This is a genomic window from Rhodococcus sp. 14C212, from assembly GCF_011058195.1.
GTDB classification, from domain to species: Bacteria; Actinomycetota; Actinomycetes; order Mycobacteriales; family Mycobacteriaceae; genus Rhodococcus; species Rhodococcus aetherivorans.
Window position 1 is genome coordinate 1 of record NZ_JAALEH010000021.1, and the last position, 15602, is coordinate 15602.

Sequence of the window (15602 nt, forward strand, 5' to 3'; positions counted from 1 at the left end):
GCCCGAGGCCGCAACCCCCGCGCCGAGCCCGGCTCCGGCTTCGCGCCCCGACGCACCCGGCCCCAAGCCCGGCGCTCCGCGCCCGGCTGCCCCGAAGCCGGCCACCCCGCAGGCTCCGGCCGCGCAGGCCGCTCCGCAGGCTCCGGCCGCTCCGCAGGCTCCCGCCGCCCCGCAGGCTCCGGCTCCGGCTCCGGCTCCGCAGGCTCCGAGCGCCGGCCCCAAGCCGGGCGGTCCCCGTCCCGGCCCGAAGCCGCCGCGCGTCGGCAACAATCCGTACTCGTCCGCACCCGCGGAGCGGCCCGCGCCGCGTCCCGGCGCGCCGCGTCCGGTTCCCGGTCAGGGTCGCCCCGCGGCCGGTCCCGGCGGTGCCCGTCCGGCTCCCGGTCAGGGTCGCCCCGCGGCCGGTCCCGGCGGTGCCCGTCCGGCTCCCGGTCAGGGTCGCCCCGCGGCCGGTCCCGGCGGTCCCCGTCCGGCTCCCGGCCAGGGCGGTCCCCGGCCGTCCCCCGGCTCGATGCCCCCGCGTCCGAATCCGGGCGCGATGCCGCAGCGTGCTGCGCGTCCCGGCCCGACCGGTCGTCCCGGGCGTCCCGGCGCACCCGGCGGACGTCCGGCCGGCGGTGGCGGTGGCGGCGGTTACCGCGGTGGCGGTGGCGGTGCTCCCGGCGCCGGTGCCGGCGCCGGTGCCGCCGGTGGTTTCCGCGGTCGTCCCGGTGGCGGTGGCGGCGGCGCCGGCCGTGGTGGCCGCGGCGGAACCGCGGGTGCCTTCGGTCGTCCCGGTGGCGCTCCGCGCCGTGGTCGCAAGTCGAAGCGGCAGAAGCGGCAGGAATACGATTCGATGCAGGCACCGTCGGTCGGCGGTGTGCGGCTGCCGCGCGGCAACGGCGAGACCATCCGTCTCGCCCGCGGCGCGTCGCTGTCCGACTTCGCGGAGAAGATCGACGCGAACCCGTCGGCCCTGGTCCAGGCGCTGTTCAACCTCGGTGAGATGGTCACGGCCACTCAGTCGGTGAACGACGAGACCCTCGAGCTGCTCGGCTCGGAGATGAACTACAACGTTCAGGTCGTCAGCCCCGAGGACGAGGACCGCGAGCTGCTCGAGTCGTTCGACATCACCTACGGCGAGGACGAGGGCACCGAGGAAGATCTCGTGCAGCGTCCGCCGGTGGTGACCGTCATGGGTCACGTCGACCACGGCAAGACCCGCCTGCTCGACACGATCCGCAAGGCCAACGTCCGCGAGGGCGAGGCCGGCGGCATCACCCAGCACATCGGTGCCTACCAGGTGATGACCCACCTCAACGGCGAAGACCGGCTGATCACCTTCATCGACACCCCGGGTCACGAGGCGTTCACCGCCATGCGTGCCCGCGGCGCGAAGTCGACCGACATCGCGATCCTCGTGGTCGCGGCCGACGACGGCGTCATGCCGCAGACGGTGGAGGCGATCAACCACGCGCAGGCCGCGGACGTGCCGATCGTGGTCGCGGTGAACAAGATCGACAAGGAGGGTGCGAACCCCCAGAAGATCCGCCAGCAGCTCACCGAGTACGGCCTGGTCACCGAGGAGTACGGCGGCGACACCATGTTCGTCGACATCTCGGCGAAGCAGGGCCTGAACATCGACCAGCTGCTCGAGGCCGTGCTGCTCACCGCGGACGCGTCCCTCGACCTGCGGGCCAACCCGGACATGGAGGCGCAGGGCGTCGCGATCGAGGCGCACCTCGACCGCGGCCGCGGCCCCGTGGCCACCGTCCTGGTGCAGCGCGGCACGCTGCGCGTCGGCGACTCGATCGTCGCGGGCGACGCGTACGGCCGTGTCCGCCGAATGGTGGACGAGCACGGCGACGACGTCCTCGAGGCGTTTCCGTCGCGTCCGGTCCAGGTCATCGGCTTCACCTCGGTGCCCGGCGCCGGTGACAACCTCGTCGTCGTCGAGGAGGACCGCATCGCACGGCAGATCGCGGACCGCCGCAATGCGCGCAAGCGCAACGCGCTGGCCGCCAAGAGCCGTAAGCGGATCAGCCTCGAGGACCTCGATGCCGCGCTCAAGGAGCACAACGAGCTCAACCTCATCCTCAAGGGCGACAACGCCGGTACGGTCGAAGCCCTCGAGGAGGCCCTCATGGGCATCGAGGTCGGCGACGAGGTGCGCCTGCGGGTCATCGACCGCGGTGTCGGTGGTGTCACCGAGACCAACGTCAACCTGGCCGCCGCGTCGAACGCTGTGATCATCGGCTTCAACGTCCGCGCCGAGGGCAAGGCCACCGAGCTCGCCAACCGCGAGGGCGTCGACATCCGCTACTACTCGATCATCTACCAGGCGATCGACGAGGTGGAGAAGGCCCTCAAGGGCATGCTCAAGCCGATCTACGAGGAGGTCGAGCTCGGCCGCGCCGAGATCCGGGCGATCTTCAAGTCGTCCAAGGTCGGCAACATCGCGGGCTGCATGGTCCAGTCGGGTGTCGTCAAGCGCAACGCGAAGGCCCGTCTGCTCCGCGACAACAACGTGGTCGCCGAGACGGTCACCATCTCGTCGCTGCGGCGCGAGAAGGACGATGTGACCGAGGTGCGGGAAGGCTTCGAGTGCGGTCTGACGGTCACCTACTCCGACATCAAGATCGGTGATGTGATCGAGGCGTACGAGCTGCGCGAGAAGCCGCGCGACTGACGCAGCCGGACACAACCGACGGCCTCGTCGGCGGCGGTGGGCGAGATGATCGCCCGCCGCCGTCGGCGTGCCGGAGGACCGGCACCGGACGACACCGGAGGGTGGATGTATCTCGGGGCACTGGAACTGGACGTCCTGCTCGGTGACGTGCGCTCGCTCAAGCAGAAGCGGTCCGTGATCCGGCCCGTGCTCGCCGAGCTGCGGCGGATGGCGGTCAGCGCCGCCGAGACCGGCGACCAGGACCTCTACCGTCGCGCCGAGATCGGCGTGGCGGTGGCCGCGTCGGCGGTGCCCTATCTCAACGAGGTGCTCGACACGTGCGAGCGGCTCGTCGCCGGCCGCCCGGAGTTGCAGCTGCTCTCCGTACGGCGAAGAATTTTCGGTCCGGAGGACTGACCGGACCGGGGGAACAACATGTGGTCGCCGCCGGCGGCCGGGGAGAGGAACCGACTGACATGGCCGATCCAGCACGGGCACGTCGACTGGCCAAGCGCATCGCCACGATCGTCGCCACGGCCATCGATCACGAGATCAAGGATCCGCGGCTGACGTTCGTCACCGTGACCGACGCGAAGGTCACCGCGGATCTGCACGACGCCACCGTCTACTACACCGTCCGCGGCGAGGACCTGGACACCGAACCCGACCTGGCCGCGGCCGCCGCAGGCCTGGAGAAGGCCAAGGGCGTGCTGCGCTCGAAGGTCGGCGCGGGCACCGGGGTGCGATTCACCCCCACCCTGACGTTCGTCACCGACACCGTGCCGGACACCGCCCGGCACATGGAGGAACTTCTCGAACGGGCACGTGCCGCCGACGAGGAACTCGCCAAGGCCCGCGAGGGCGCCGCTCCCGCCGGCGAGCCGGATCCCTACAAGGAACCACGGGCGCGTCCCGACGACGGTGACGACCTGTAGCGCACCGATGGCCGAGTCGATGCAGGCCGCCACGGCGGTCGATCTGCGCGACGCCGTCGCGCTCCTCGAGGACGCCACCTCGGTGACGATCCTCTGCCACGTCCAGCCCGACGCCGACACCTTCGCCAGCGGCCTGGCGCTCGGCACGGTGCTCGAGCGGCGCGGCATTCCGGTGCAGGTGGCGTTCGCGTCCCCGGCGGCCGTCCCCGCCTCGATGCGCGACCTGCCCGGCGGGCACCTGCGGGTGCCCGCCGGGCAGGTGCGCCGCGAGGTCGACCTGCTCGTCACCGTGGACTGCGGCACGGCCGGCCGGCTCGGGCATCTCGCGGACCGGCTGGCCGGAGCGAAGCGCACCCTGGTGATCGACCACCACCGCTCCAACACCCGGTTCGGCACCCACAACCTGATCGACGAGGCCGCCGAATCCACTACCGCCGTGCTCGCCGAGCTGTTCGACGAGTGGGGCGTGGAGATCGACGCGGACCTCGCCCACTGCTTGTACGCGGGGCTGGTCACCGACACCGGCTCGTTCCGGTGGGGACGCGCCGGGGGGCACCGTCTGGCCGAGCGCCTGCTGGCCACCGGCATCGACGGGGCCGCCATCACGCGACGGCTCCTCGACACGCATCCCTTCGGGTGGCTGCCGATGCTGGCGAAGGTGCTCGCGTCGGCGACGCTCGTGCCCGACGCCGCCGGCGGACGCGGACTCGTCCACGCGACGGTGTTGCGCGCCGATTCGGCGCACCTCGGCGCCGAGGAGGTCGAAAGCGTCATCGACATCGTCCGGACCACCGCCGAAGCGGAGGTCGCCGCCGTGTTCAAGGAGTGCGGCCCGGACGTGTGGACCGTGTCCCTGCGCTCGAAGAACGACATCGACGTCTCCGTCGCCGCCACCGCCCTCGGCGGCGGCGGGCATCGGTTCGCCTCCGGATACACCGCGTACGGCGACCGCGACCGGGTCGTCACGGCGCTGCGCGCAGCGCTGGACTGACGGTGCCGGCGCCACAGCCGCGGGACACCGCCGGCCCGGAACCGGACGCGCCCCCGCACGTCGTTCCCGAGGCCACCGCCCGGCGCATCCTCGGGCTCGCGGTGCCGGCCCTCGGGGTGCTCGCCGCCGAGCCGCTGTACCTCCTGTTCGACCTCGCCGTCGTCGGCCGGCTCGGCGCGCTCGCGCTCGCGGGCCTCGCCATCGGCGGCCTCGTCCTCGCCCAGGTCAGCACCCAGCTGACCTTTCTGTCCTACGGGACCACGGCCCGCGCCGCCCGCCTCCACGGCGCCGGCCGGCGCGACGCCGCCGTCGCCGAGGGCGTGCAGGCCACCTGGCTCGCGCTCGGTGTCGGTACCGCGATCCTGCTCGTCGGGCAGGTACTGGCGGATCCGGTGGCCGCGCTGATCGCCGGGGACCCGGACATCGCCGCCGCCGCGGTGTCGTGGCTGCGGGTCGCCCTGTTCGGCGCGCCGCTGATCCTCGTCGGGCTCGCCGGCAACGGCTGGATGCGAGGCGTGCAGGACACCGCCCGCCCGCTGCGGTACGTGCTCGCCGGGCTCGCGCTCTCGGCGGTGCTGTGCCCGCTGCTCGTGCACGGCCTGCTCGGCGCCCCCCGCTGGGAACTCGCCGGTTCCGCCGTCGCCAACGTCGCCGGACAGGGCCTCTCCGCGGCCCTGTTCGTCGGGGCACTGCTCCGGGCCGGTGTGCCGCTGCGGCCCCGTCGCGCGGTGATCGTGGCGCAGTTGCGCCTCGGCCGCGATCTGATCGCCCGCAGCCTCGCCTTCCAGGCGTGCTTCCTGTCCGCGGCCGCGGTGGCCGCCCGCTTCGGTGCCGCGGCCGTCGCGGCGCACCAGGTGGTGCTGCAGCTGTGGAACTTCGTCGCGCTCACCCTCGACTCGCTCGCCGTCGCCGCGCAGGCCCTGGTGGGTGCGGCGCTCGGGGCGGGGGCCCGGTCCGGCGCGAAGCGCCTGGCGTGGCGGATCACCGCGTGGTCCACGGTGTTCGCCACCGGCCTGGCCCTGGTGTTCCTGCTCGGCGGCGATGCGATCCCGGCGCTGTTCACCGGCGATCCGGCGGTCCTCGAGCAGATCGACGTCGCCTGGTGGTTCTTCGTCGCGCTCATGCCCGCCGCCGGAGTCGTGTTCGCGCTCGACGGGGTGCTTCTCGGCGCCGGCGACGCCGCCTTCCTGCGCACCGCCACGCTCGCGTCCGCGCTGTTCGGCTTCCTGCCCGTCGTCTGGTGCTCGCTGGTGTGGGGCTGGGGACTCGCGGGTATCTGGACGGGGCTTACGGTGTTCATCGTGTTCCGCATGGCGGCCGTCGTCTGGCGGACCCGGTCGGGGCGGTGGGCCGTGACCGGTGCGGACCGGCAGATCCGGCGCGAGACGGTACGGGACGAGACAGAAGGGGAGGACCGGTGACGGGGAAACTCTGGGCGGTCAGCGACATCCACGTCGGACATCGAGGCAATCGCCCCGTCACCGAGGATCTGCACCCCGAATCCCCGGACGACTGGTTGATCGTCGCCGGCGACGTCGCCGAGAAGTCCGACGACATCCGCTGGGCGCTGTCGCTGCTGCGCAGCCGTTTCGCGAAGGTGATCTGGGTTCCCGGCAACCACGAGCTGTGGACCACCGCCAAGGACCCGGTGCAGATGCACGGCGCCGCCCGGTACGACTACCTCGTCACGATGTGCCGCGAACTCGACGTGCTCACCCCGGAGGACCCGTATCCTGTGTGGCACGGGGAGGGCGGGCCGGTGACACTCGTGCCGATGTTCCTGCTCTACGACTACTCGTTCCTGCCCGAGGGCACCACGACGAAGGCCGAGGGCCTGGCGCTCGCCCGCGAACGCAACGTCGTCGCCACCGACGAGTTCCTTCTCTCGCCCGACCCGTACGTCACCCGCGACGTGTGGTGCCGCGTGCGGCTCGACGACACCCGCAAGCGCCTCGACGCCCTCGACCCGGCGCTGCCGACGGTGCTGATCAACCACTTCCCGCTGGTCCGCGAACCCACCCGGATGCTGTTCTACCCGGAGTTCTCCCTGTGGTGTGGCACCACCGAGACCGCCGACTGGCACCTGCGCTACCGCGCGTTGTGCGCCGTGTACGGGCACCTGCACATCCCGCGTACCACGTACTACGACGGCGTCCGCTTCGAGGAGGTCTCCCTCGGCTATCCACGGGAATGGCAGCGCCGGGGTCTGCCCGAGCCGCTGCTGCGCCAGATCCTGCCGGTGCCGGAGTATCCGCCGGGATCGCTGAACAAGTGGGGTGGGCACTTCCGGGTGACCCCCGAGATGGAAGCCGAAGTCGAGAAGATGCGCGCCGAGCGCACCGCACAGAACACGCGCGCTGAGCGCACCGCACAGAACACGCGCGCTGAGCGCACCGCACAGGACACGCGCGCCGGGCGCGCTGGGGAGCTGCGATGACCGACCCGACGACCTCGACCCGCACCGGGCTGATCACCCGGATCCTGCCCGACGGCATCGCCGCCGCTGAGTTGTTCGAGGACCCGCCCGGCCTGCGGCCGCACCCGCAGGAGGAGGCGCTCGTCGCCCGTGCGGTGGAGAAGCGGCGCCGGGAGTTCGCCGGGGCGCGGCACTGCGCACGGCTCGCCATGCGCCAGCTCGGGATGGAGCCCGGGCCGGTGCTCAAGGGCGACAAGGGGGCGCCCGTATGGCCGCGGGGAGTTGTCGGCAGCCTCACCCACTGCGACGGCTACCGCGGCGCCGTCCTGGCCTACGCGCTGCAGGTGCGGTCGCTGGGGATCGACGCCGAACCGCACGGCCCCCTGCCCGACGGGGTGCTCGAGGCGGTGTCCCTGCCGCAGGAGCGCACCTGGCTCGCCGGCACCGAGCCGAGCCTGCACTGGGACCGCCTGCTCTTCTGCGCCAAGGAGGCCACCTACAAGGCGTGGTTCCCGCTCACCGGGCGCTGGCTGGGCTTCGAGGACGCCCACATCACGTTCGAGCGCGACGGCGCGGCCGCCGTACCGGGCGCGTCCGCGTCGGGTACGTTCCGTTCCGACCTGCTCGTACCCGGCGACACCCGCCAGGGTGCGCCGCTGTCGGCGTTCGACGGGCGGTGGTTGATCGCCGACGGGCTGGTGCTCACCGCGATCGTCGTGCGCTGACACCGGGGCCGCCGCGGCAGGTGGCAGAATCGGGCCCCGTGTCTGCCTCCGAGAACCCCGCCCTCGCCCGTGCCGGCCTGCTCGTCGTCGACAAGGACCCGGGCATGACCAGCCACGACGTGGTGGCCCGCTGCCGGCGGCTGCTCGGCACCCGCAAGGTCGGTCATGCCGGCACCCTCGACCCGATGGCGACGGGCGTGCTCGTGCTCGGGGTGGAGCGCGCGACGAAGATGCTGGGCCTGCTCGCCCTCACGACCAAGGCGTATTCGGCGACGATCCGGCTCGGGCAGAGCACCGTCACCGACGACGCCGAGGGCGAGGTGCTCGCGACCACCGACGCCTCCGCCGTCGCGGACGAGGCGATCGAGTCGGCCGTCGCCGCGCTCACGGGGGAGATCTCCCAGGTGCCCGCGAGCGTCAGCGCGATCAAGATCGACGGCAAGCGCGCCTACGCCCGGATGCGCGAGGGGGAGGCCGTCGAACTGGCGGCCCGGCCGGTCACGGTCTCGCGGTTCGAGGTGCTGTCCCGGCGGACCACCTCGCACGAGTTCGTCGATCTCGACGTCGAGGTGGAGTGCTCGTCCGGCACCTACATCCGGGCGCTGGCCCGCGACCTGGGGACCGCGCTGGGTGTCGGCGCGCACCTGACCGCGCTGCGGCGCACCCGGGTCGGCCCTTTCGGGCTCGAGCACGCCCGCACCCTTGCCCAGCTCGAGGAGAGTCCGACCGTGAGCCTGGACATCGACGCAGCCGTCCGAACCGCGTTCCCGTGCCGCGACGTCACCGAAGCGGAGGCGGGACTGCTGGCGAACGGCCGGTGGCTGGATCCGGTGGGAATTCCCGGTGTGTACGCGGCGATCGACCCGTCCGGCCGGGCCGCGGCGCTGCTGCAGGAGAAGGGCAAGCGGGCCTCGGCGGTGTTCGTCGTGCGCCCGGCCACCATGTAGCGGTGTGTCCTTCTTCGGGCTGCTCCCGCCGCTCGAAGGACACACCGGCGGCGCAGCCGCCTACACCAGCCAGATCGCGTCGGCCGCGGGATGCCCGAGGTCGACCGTGGTGCCGCCGTCGCCGCCGATGCGGACCGAGACGGTGCCCGCGAAGTCGCGGCGTTCGACGACCCGGATGTCGGTGTCGAGGGCTATGCCCACGTCGTCGAAGTAGCGCAGCATCGCCGGGTCCGCGTCCGAGATACGGGCGACGCGGCCGTGCTCGCCGTCGACGAACGCGCTGAGCTGCCGGGCCGGGGGAGTGGGGATCGTGCCGTCGTCCGCCGGGATCGGGTCGCCGTGCGGGTCCCGCTCGGGATGGCCGAGTTTGGCGTCGATGGCGGCGACGAGGCGGTCGGAGACGGCGTGCTCGAGGACCTCGGCCTCGTCGTGCACCTCGTCCCAGCCGTAGCCGAGTTCCTGGACCAGATACGTCTCGAGCAGACGGTGCTTGCGGACCATGGCCACGGCGGCCGCGCGCCCGGCCTCGGTGAGGGAGATCGCGCCGTAGCGGGCGTGGTCGACGAGGCCCTGATCGGCGAGCTTGCGGACGGCCTCGGAGACGGTCGACGCCGACACCCCGAGCTTCTCCGCGAGCAGCTTCGTCGAGACCTTCTCGCCCGACCATTCCCGCACGGTCCAGATGATCTTGAGGTAGTCCTGCGCGACCGGCGTCAGCGTGTCCGCCGTCGCCACCTCGGTCGTCCCGCTTCTCTCGCCCACGGGGACAGCTTAGGCAAGTCTCACCGCGGATTCATCCGCGTCGCGCAGCCGCGCCCGCCGTCGCAGCGCCCCCGTGATCAGTCCCTGGTGCGGCGAGAAGAGGTAGGCCACCGTGAACACGACGGCCTGCGCCAGCACGACGACACCGCCGGTGGAGGCGTCGGTGTAGTAGCTGACGTACACCCCGGCCGCCGATGTCAGCGCAGCCAGGGTGGGGGCGAGCACCAGCATCCGCGACAGCCGTTCGGTGAGCAGGTACGCCGTCGCGCCGGGGATGATCAGCATCGCCACGACGAGGATCACCCCGACGGCCTGGATGGCGGCGACGATGGTGACCGCGAGGAGAGCGAGCAACAGGGCGGACAGCCGGGCCGGGGAGATCCCGAGGGCGTGGGCCTGCCCCCGGTCGAACGCGAACAGGGTCAGGTCGCGGCGCTTGGCGATCAGCACGACGAGCACCATTACCGCGAGGGCGGTGACCTGCCACATGTCCTCGGTGGCCAGGCCCAGCAGGTTGCCGAAGAGCACGTGGTGCAGGTCCACCTGGCTCGGGTTCTTGGAGATCAGGACGACGCCGAGGGCGAACAGCGTCGTGAACACCACGCCGATCGCGGCGTCCTCCTTGACCTTGGTGGTGCTGCGCACGAGCCCGATCAGGGCGACGGCGGCCCCGGCGAACAGCAACGCGCCCAGGGCGAACGGCGCCCCCACCAGGTAGGCCAGTACCACCCCCGGCAGCACGGCGTGGGAGACGGCGTCGCCCATCAGCGACCAGCCGATGAGCACGAGCCAGCAGCTGAGCAGGGCACACACGGCCGTGGCGGCCACCGCGACGACGAGCGCACGCTGCATGAAGCCGTACTGCAGCGGTTCGACGATCAGTTCGACGAGGTTCATAGCGCCTCCTGGGGAACGTGGGGGGCCAGGGGATCGACGCCGAAGGCGCGGGCGAGGTTCTCCGGCCGGAGCACCTCCTCCGGGGCGCCGTGGACGAGGATGCGACGCTGCAGCAGTGCGGCCTCGTCGCACAGTGTCGACAGCCCGGCGAGATCGTGGGTGGCGACGAGGATCGTGTGCCCGGAGCCGGCGAGATCCCGGATCACGCCGGTCAGCGCCGCCTCGGTGCGTTTGTCCACCCCGGCGAACGGCTCGTCGAGCAGCAGCAGGGGAGCGCCCTGGGCGATGGCACGGGCGACGAAGACCCGCTTGCGCTGACCGCCCGAGAGCTGCCCGATCTGCCGGTGCGCGTAGCCGGCCATGTCGACCCGTTCGAGCGCGGCCCGGACCGCGGCGTGATCGGCAGGCCGCGGCCGGCGCAGCCAGTTCTGGTGGCCGTAGCGGCCCGTCATCACGACTTCGCCCACACTGATGGGAAAGTCCCAGTCGACGGCCTCGCTCTGCGGCACGTACGCGACGGCTCCGGCCTTGCGGGCGGTGACGGTGTCGGCGCCCCCGATGGCCACGGTGCCGGCGCTCGGTCGCACGATGCCCATGATCGCCTTGAAGAGGGTCGACTTGCCCGAGCCGTTGGTGCCGACGAGCCCGCACACCCGGCCGGTGGTGAGGGTCAGGTCGACGCCGTCGAGGGCGGTGACGGTGCGGTAGTGCACGCTCAGGCGGGAGACGGCCAGTGCGGGGGCGGGTGTCGCGGTCATGGGCGCAGCCCTTCGGTAATGGTGCGGACGTCGTGCCGGAGCAGCTCGAGGTAGGTCGGCACGGGGCCGTCCGGCTCGGAGAGCGAGTCGACGTACAGCGTTCCGCCGAACCGGGCACCGGTGTCCTCGGCGACCTGCCGCTGGGCCTTGTCCGAGACGGTGGACTCGCAGAACACGGCGGGCACGGCGTTGGCCCGGACGAAGTCGACCGTGCGGGCGATCTGCTGCGGGGTGCCCTGCTGGTCGGCGTTGACCGCCCACAGGTAGGCCTCGCTCAGGCCGGCGTCGCGGGCCAGGTAGCTGAAGGCGCCCTCGCAGGTGACCAGCGCTCGGTGATTCGGTGGCAGCACGGCCAGGTCGGCGACGAGCTGTTCGTGCACCGCCTGCAGTTCGGCGCGGTACGCCGCGGCGTTGGCGGCGTAGTCGGTGGCGTGCTCGGGGTCGAGCTCGGCGAACGCGGCGGCGATGTTGTCGACGTACGTCTGGGCCGCCAACGGGGACATCCACGCGTGCGGGTTGTGCCGCCCCGCGTAGGCGTCCTCGCCGATCGGCAGCGGCGGGACGCCTTCGCTGAGGACGGCGTGGGCGGCGTCGGTGTCGGCGAGGAACTGTTCGAACCAGCGCTCGAGGCCCAGGCCGTTGTCGAGGACGAGGTCGGCCCGGGTGGCGTAGCGCAGATCGCCCGGAGTGGGCTCGTAGCCGTGGACCTCGGCGCCGACCTTGGTGATCGACTCGACCCGCAGGTGTTCCCCGGCGACGTTGCGGGCCATGTCCGCGAGCACCGTGAAGGTGGTCAGCACCAGGGGACGATCGTCGTCGGAACTCTGCGCCGAGCCGCAGCCCGCCAGGACCGCCGCGGCCGCGAACACCACGGCAATTTTGCGGAGTCCAACGAAAATGTTCGGCATACCGAAATTATGGCGGTGTGCTGTCGGCGTTGTCCATGCGACGTCCCGGGCGAGCCGGAGATGACCGTCCGGGCGCCGGGTCGTAGGCTGCGCTTGTGCAGAGATGGCGAGGTCTCGACGAAATTCCTGCGGATTGGGGTCGTTGTGTCCTGACGATCGGGGTGTTCGACGGTGTGCACCGCGGGCACCAGCAGCTGATCGCGCGGGCGGTGAAGTCGGCGAAGGAACGCGGCACGGCCAGCGCCCTGATGACATTCGACCCGCACCCGATGGAGGTCGTGCGGCCGGGCAGTCACCCGGCGCAGCTCACGACCCTGGCGCGGCGAGCCGAACTGGCGGAGGAACTCGGCATCGACGTCTTCTGCGTCATGCCGTTCACCCCCGAGTTCATGAAGCTGTCCCCGGAGCGGTACGCCCACGAGATCCTCGTCGAGCGGCTCCACGTGGCCGAGGTCGTCGTGGGCGAGAACTTCACCTTCGGCAAGAAGGCCGCCGGCAACGTGGACCTGCTGCGCACCATCGGTGAGCGCTTCGGCTTCGCCGTTCAGGGCCTGACCTTGCTCAGCGAACATGCGGTGACGTTCTCGTCCACCTACATCCGCTCGTGCGTCGACGCCGGCGACGTCGCCGCCGCGGCCGACGCGCTGGGCCGCCCGCACCGCGTCGAGGGCGTCGTGGTGCACGGGGACGGCCGCGGCCGCGATCTCGGCTTCCCCACCGCGAACGTCGCGCCGCCCATGTACTCGGCCATTCCCGCGGACGGCGTCTATGCCTGCTGGTTCACCGTCCTCGGCCCGGGTAGCGGGGGGCTCGGCACCGTCACGCCGGGGGAGCGGTACCTCGCCGCCGTGTCGGTGGGCACCAATCCGACCTTTTCCGGGCGCACCCGCACCGTGGAGGCGTTCGTCCTCGACGAGGAGGCCGACCTGTACGGCCAGCACGTCGCGGTCGACTTCGTCGAGCGGCTGCGCGGCATGGAGCGGTTCGAATCGGTGGAGGCCCTCATCTCGGCGATGCACCGCGACGCCGAGCGGGCCCGCGAGGTGCTCGAGCGCGCTCGCGGCTAGGGCGTGTCGACCACGTGCTCGATGCCCGCGGTGTCGCCGCCGCGGTGAGCGCGGTGGTGGAGCAGGCCTGTTCCGCCCGTCGGGGGTGGGGGAGCAAGTCTTGTGCGCAGCGCGCCCGCGTCGGCAAGGATGGGTCCGATCCCTGAAACGGGAAAGAAGGCGTCGACGCGATGACGAAGTACCTGATCTCGTTCCCGAGTGGCGCCATGGTCGTTCCCGACGAGGGTCTGCAGGCAGTGTCGGATGCGGCGCACGCGGTGGTGGAGGAGGCGAAGGACGCCGGCGTCTGGGTGTTCGGCGGTGGAATCGACGAGAGCGTTCCGCCGGTCCTGGTCGATGGGGATGGCACGGTGACCGAGGGCACGTACCCGCAGACGAAGCAGCTCGAAGGCGGCTACGCGGTACTGGAGTTGCCCTCCCGCGAGGCGGCACTGGAATGGGCTGCGAAGATCGCGGTGGCCTGCCGGTGCGCGCAGGAGGTGCGCGCATTCCAGTACGATCCCGCCAGCTGACGGGGGTTCGACCTCCCGGGAATCGCATTCGGCTTCGGCCGCACCCCTTCGCGCCCCAACGCCGTCCACAGGTGGCAAGACCGGCACCGCCGCCACGTGCACCGCGACCGGCTCGCTCGCTCGGGGGCGCCCTGGACCCGTTCATGACGACCACACACTGTTCAACCGGTGGGCGGAGGACGGCACCTGGGAGAAGCTGCCGGGGGCCGGGGGCGGAAGCAGGCCGACGCAGTCGGCAGGATCGACTGGATCGTGCCGATCGACTCGGCGATCGCACGCGTGCATCAGCACGGCACCACCCTTGCCCGGGACGCGGCGGGCTCTGCCGAATCACAGGAATCCGCGGGCCGAGCCGCCTGATCCCGCGATAGTCCGGTCCCGCGGTCGTCCGGTCCCGTGGCGGGCTGACCAAAGGTGCATCTGGTCGCGGATAGGCGTGGAAGGCCGCTGGGCATGGTCGTCACCGGCGAAAACGTGAACGACACCGCGATGACGGCCGCGGTCCTCGAAGACATTCGCGTGCCGACGTGATCAACACGGCCTGGGGCCGTTCCGGCCCGGGCCCCGCCCCGATCGGGGACAATTCCCGGTGTGTCGATACGTCACTGGCGACACGCGCGCCTCACCTGGGCGGACGCCGCCAACTATTACGAGTCGAAATCGGGCCGGCCGACCGACTGGTCCGCATTCGTCGTGTTCGACGAGCGGGACGGTGCGATCCGCGGCCCCGAGGACGCGTCCGCTCACCTGCGCTCCCGGGCGCATCTGGTGACCGTGCTGGACCGGCGCATCGTCGAGGCGCCCGGCCGGCTGGACTACCCGTACTGGGTGCGGGCGCAACTGCCGCCCGAGCAGCGCATCGAGTACCACGAGTGGGCCGGCGGCTCGTTCACCGCGTGCATCGACGCCATCGCCGACCTCTGCGCGGACCCGCTGGACGTCCGGCGGTGCGCGTGGCGCCTGCACGTCTTCGTCGCGGTGTCCGACCCGGACGATCCGGCGGCGACCGTGACGGTCGTCGTGCTGCAGGTCAGTCACGCCGTGATGGCAGGCTCGGCGCTGCCCGCCTTCCTCGGCGCGCTGTTCGGCGCGGACGGGCACCCGCTGCGCGTTCCCGGCCTGGCGCCGGCGGCGGCGCGACCGCACCACGTCGCCGCAGCGGTCTCGGGTGTCGCGCGCTTCGCCCGCTGGTACCTGCAGTTCGGCGCGGTCCTGGTGCGGCGCGCGGCGTCGGCGCGGTCCGCGGACACCCCGGCGGTCCCGTTTCCGGCGGCGCGGTCCGCAGCGGTGCTCGCCCGGGCTCCCGGGCCCGACCGGGTGATCCGGATCGTCCGCCCCGACCTCGGCAGTCTCGTCGGCCGGACCTACACCGTGACGGCCATGGGCGTGGCGGCGGTGTCCCTCGCAATGCAGCGCTACTTCGGCGAGCGCGGCCGGCCCGTCGTCGATGCCCACGTCGCGGTTCCGGTCGCGCTCGGCGCGGCCGGTGCCGCGCTGGGCGTCAATCGGCTGACTGCCGCGATTGTTCCGTTGTGTACCGACGTCGCCGATCCCCGCGACCGGGTGGCGGCCGTGGCCGACGCGCTCGCCGGCGAACGGCGGGTCGCGACGTCCCCCGAGGTGCTGCGCCGCCTCGCGGGTGCGGGTGCGGTGCCGTATCCGCTGTACCGCCGGGTGGCGGACCGGCGCGACCGTGCGGCGTCGGCGGGCGGGGTCGCGGCACCCGCCGAGACCGCGGTCACCAGTGTCGACTGCGGCGCCGACGCCGGCTGGACCTACGGCGGCGGAACGTTCCGTTTCGTCGCAGGCATCCAGTCCCTCCGGCCGGGCATGGGTCTGGTGCACTCCTTCAGCCGGGCCGGCGAATCGCTCGCCGTCACGGTCATGAGCTCGCCGCTGCTGATGCCGGACCTCGATCGGTACGCGACCCTCCTCGAGGAGGGGTTCGCCGAGGTGATCGAGGCCACCGGCGGCCGCCGATCCGGCACCGGATCCCACCGCTGAGGGCGGTCGGGGACGGCGCGCGCACCTCTGGTA

Annotated in this window: 15 protein-coding genes; 11 read left to right on the plus strand and 4 right to left on the minus strand. The window is 72.2% G+C overall.

Features of this window, described 5'->3' with window-relative positions; translation table 11 throughout:
• From infB to truB, 8 genes are all read left to right on the plus strand, one after another.
• On the plus strand, positions 1–2668 hold a 2668-nt coding region (gene infB / locus G6038_RS11910), incomplete at its 5' end, for a translation initiation factor IF-2 (RefSeq protein WP_165037872.1).
• 105 nt (positions 2669–2773) lie between these two features.
• On the plus strand, positions 2774–3064 hold the full coding sequence (locus G6038_RS11915; RefSeq protein ID WP_029543284.1) for a DUF503 domain-containing protein: 291 nt from the start codon (positions 2774–2776) through the stop codon (positions 3062–3064).
• A gap of 59 nt (positions 3065–3123) precedes the next feature.
• Positions 3124–3582 (plus strand): 30S ribosome-binding factor RbfA, encoded by a 459-nt coding sequence (gene rbfA, locus G6038_RS11920; RefSeq protein ID WP_165037874.1) that lies wholly within the window; start codon positions 3124–3126, stop codon positions 3580–3582.
• A 7-nt stretch (positions 3583–3589) separates the two neighbouring features.
• Positions 3590–4573, plus strand: a complete 984-nt coding sequence (locus tag G6038_RS11925; RefSeq protein ID WP_165037876.1) for a bifunctional oligoribonuclease/PAP phosphatase NrnA — start codon at positions 3590–3592, stop codon at positions 4571–4573.
• Between the two features lie 86 nt (positions 4574–4659).
• Positions 4660–5994: an MATE family efflux transporter gene (locus tag G6038_RS11930; protein ID WP_346772806.1), complete on the plus strand. Its 1335-nt coding sequence runs from the start codon at positions 4660–4662 to the stop codon at positions 5992–5994.
• Positions 5991–7010 carry a metallophosphoesterase gene (locus G6038_RS11935; RefSeq protein ID WP_346772802.1) on the plus strand — a complete coding sequence of 340 codons (1020 nt, stop codon included), beginning with the start codon at positions 5991–5993 and terminating at the stop codon, positions 7008–7010. Before G6038_RS11930 ends, G6038_RS11935 begins: the two co-directional genes overlap by 4 nt.
• On the plus strand, positions 7007–7714 hold the full coding sequence (npt, locus tag G6038_RS11940) for a 4'-phosphopantetheinyl transferase Npt (protein WP_165037880.1): 708 nt from the start codon (positions 7007–7009) through the stop codon (positions 7712–7714). The genes G6038_RS11935 and npt overlap by 4 nt, the downstream gene beginning before the upstream one ends.
• Positions 7715–7752: 38 nt before the next feature.
• The gene (gene truB / locus G6038_RS11945) at positions 7753–8661 is read left to right on the plus strand and encodes a tRNA pseudouridine(55) synthase TruB (protein WP_165037881.1); all 909 of its coding nucleotides are present in this window, start codon (positions 7753–7755) and stop codon (positions 8659–8661) included.
• A 60-nt stretch (positions 8662–8721) separates the two neighbouring features.
• Here truB and G6038_RS11950 read toward each other — a convergent pair whose 3' ends face one another.
• From G6038_RS11950 to G6038_RS11965, 4 genes are read right to left on the minus strand one after another with little or no spacing between them, the layout of a single operon-like run.
• Positions 8722–9423, minus strand: a complete 702-nt coding sequence (locus G6038_RS11950; RefSeq protein ID WP_346772803.1) for a metal-dependent transcriptional regulator — start codon at positions 9421–9423, stop codon at positions 8722–8724.
• 9 nt (positions 9424–9432) lie between these two features.
• On the minus strand, positions 9433–10320 hold the full coding sequence (locus tag G6038_RS11955; protein ID WP_165037883.1) for a metal ABC transporter permease: 888 nt from the start codon (positions 10318–10320) through the stop codon (positions 9433–9435).
• The gene (locus G6038_RS11960; RefSeq protein ID WP_165037885.1) at positions 10317–11078 is read right to left on the minus strand and encodes a metal ABC transporter ATP-binding protein; all 762 of its coding nucleotides are present in this window, start codon (positions 11076–11078) and stop codon (positions 10317–10319) included. Before G6038_RS11960 ends, G6038_RS11955 begins: the two co-directional genes overlap by 4 nt.
• Complete coding sequence (locus G6038_RS11965) at positions 11075–11986, minus strand: metal ABC transporter substrate-binding protein (RefSeq protein ID WP_165037887.1); 912 nt, start codon at positions 11984–11986, stop codon at positions 11075–11077. Before G6038_RS11965 ends, G6038_RS11960 begins: the two co-directional genes overlap by 4 nt.
• Positions 11987–12081: 95 nt before the next feature.
• Between G6038_RS11965 and G6038_RS11970 the strand changes: the two genes are divergently transcribed.
• The 3 genes from G6038_RS11970 to G6038_RS32070 all read left to right on the plus strand — a co-directional run bounded on the left by G6038_RS11970 (position 12082) and on the right by G6038_RS32070 (position 15569).
• Positions 12082–13053 carry a bifunctional riboflavin kinase/FAD synthetase gene (locus tag G6038_RS11970; protein ID WP_165037888.1) on the plus strand — a complete coding sequence of 324 codons (972 nt, stop codon included), beginning with the start codon at positions 12082–12084 and terminating at the stop codon, positions 13051–13053.
• A gap of 170 nt (positions 13054–13223) precedes the next feature.
• Entirely contained in the window at positions 13224–13565 is a 342-nt protein-coding gene (locus tag G6038_RS11975; RefSeq protein WP_165037890.1) for a YciI family protein, read from the plus strand.
• Positions 13566–14156: 591 nt separating this feature from the next.
• On the plus strand, positions 14157–15569 hold the full coding sequence (locus tag G6038_RS32070) for a WS/DGAT domain-containing protein (RefSeq protein WP_165037892.1): 1413 nt from the start codon (positions 14157–14159) through the stop codon (positions 15567–15569).
• Positions 15570–15602: the final 33 nt, after the last annotated feature.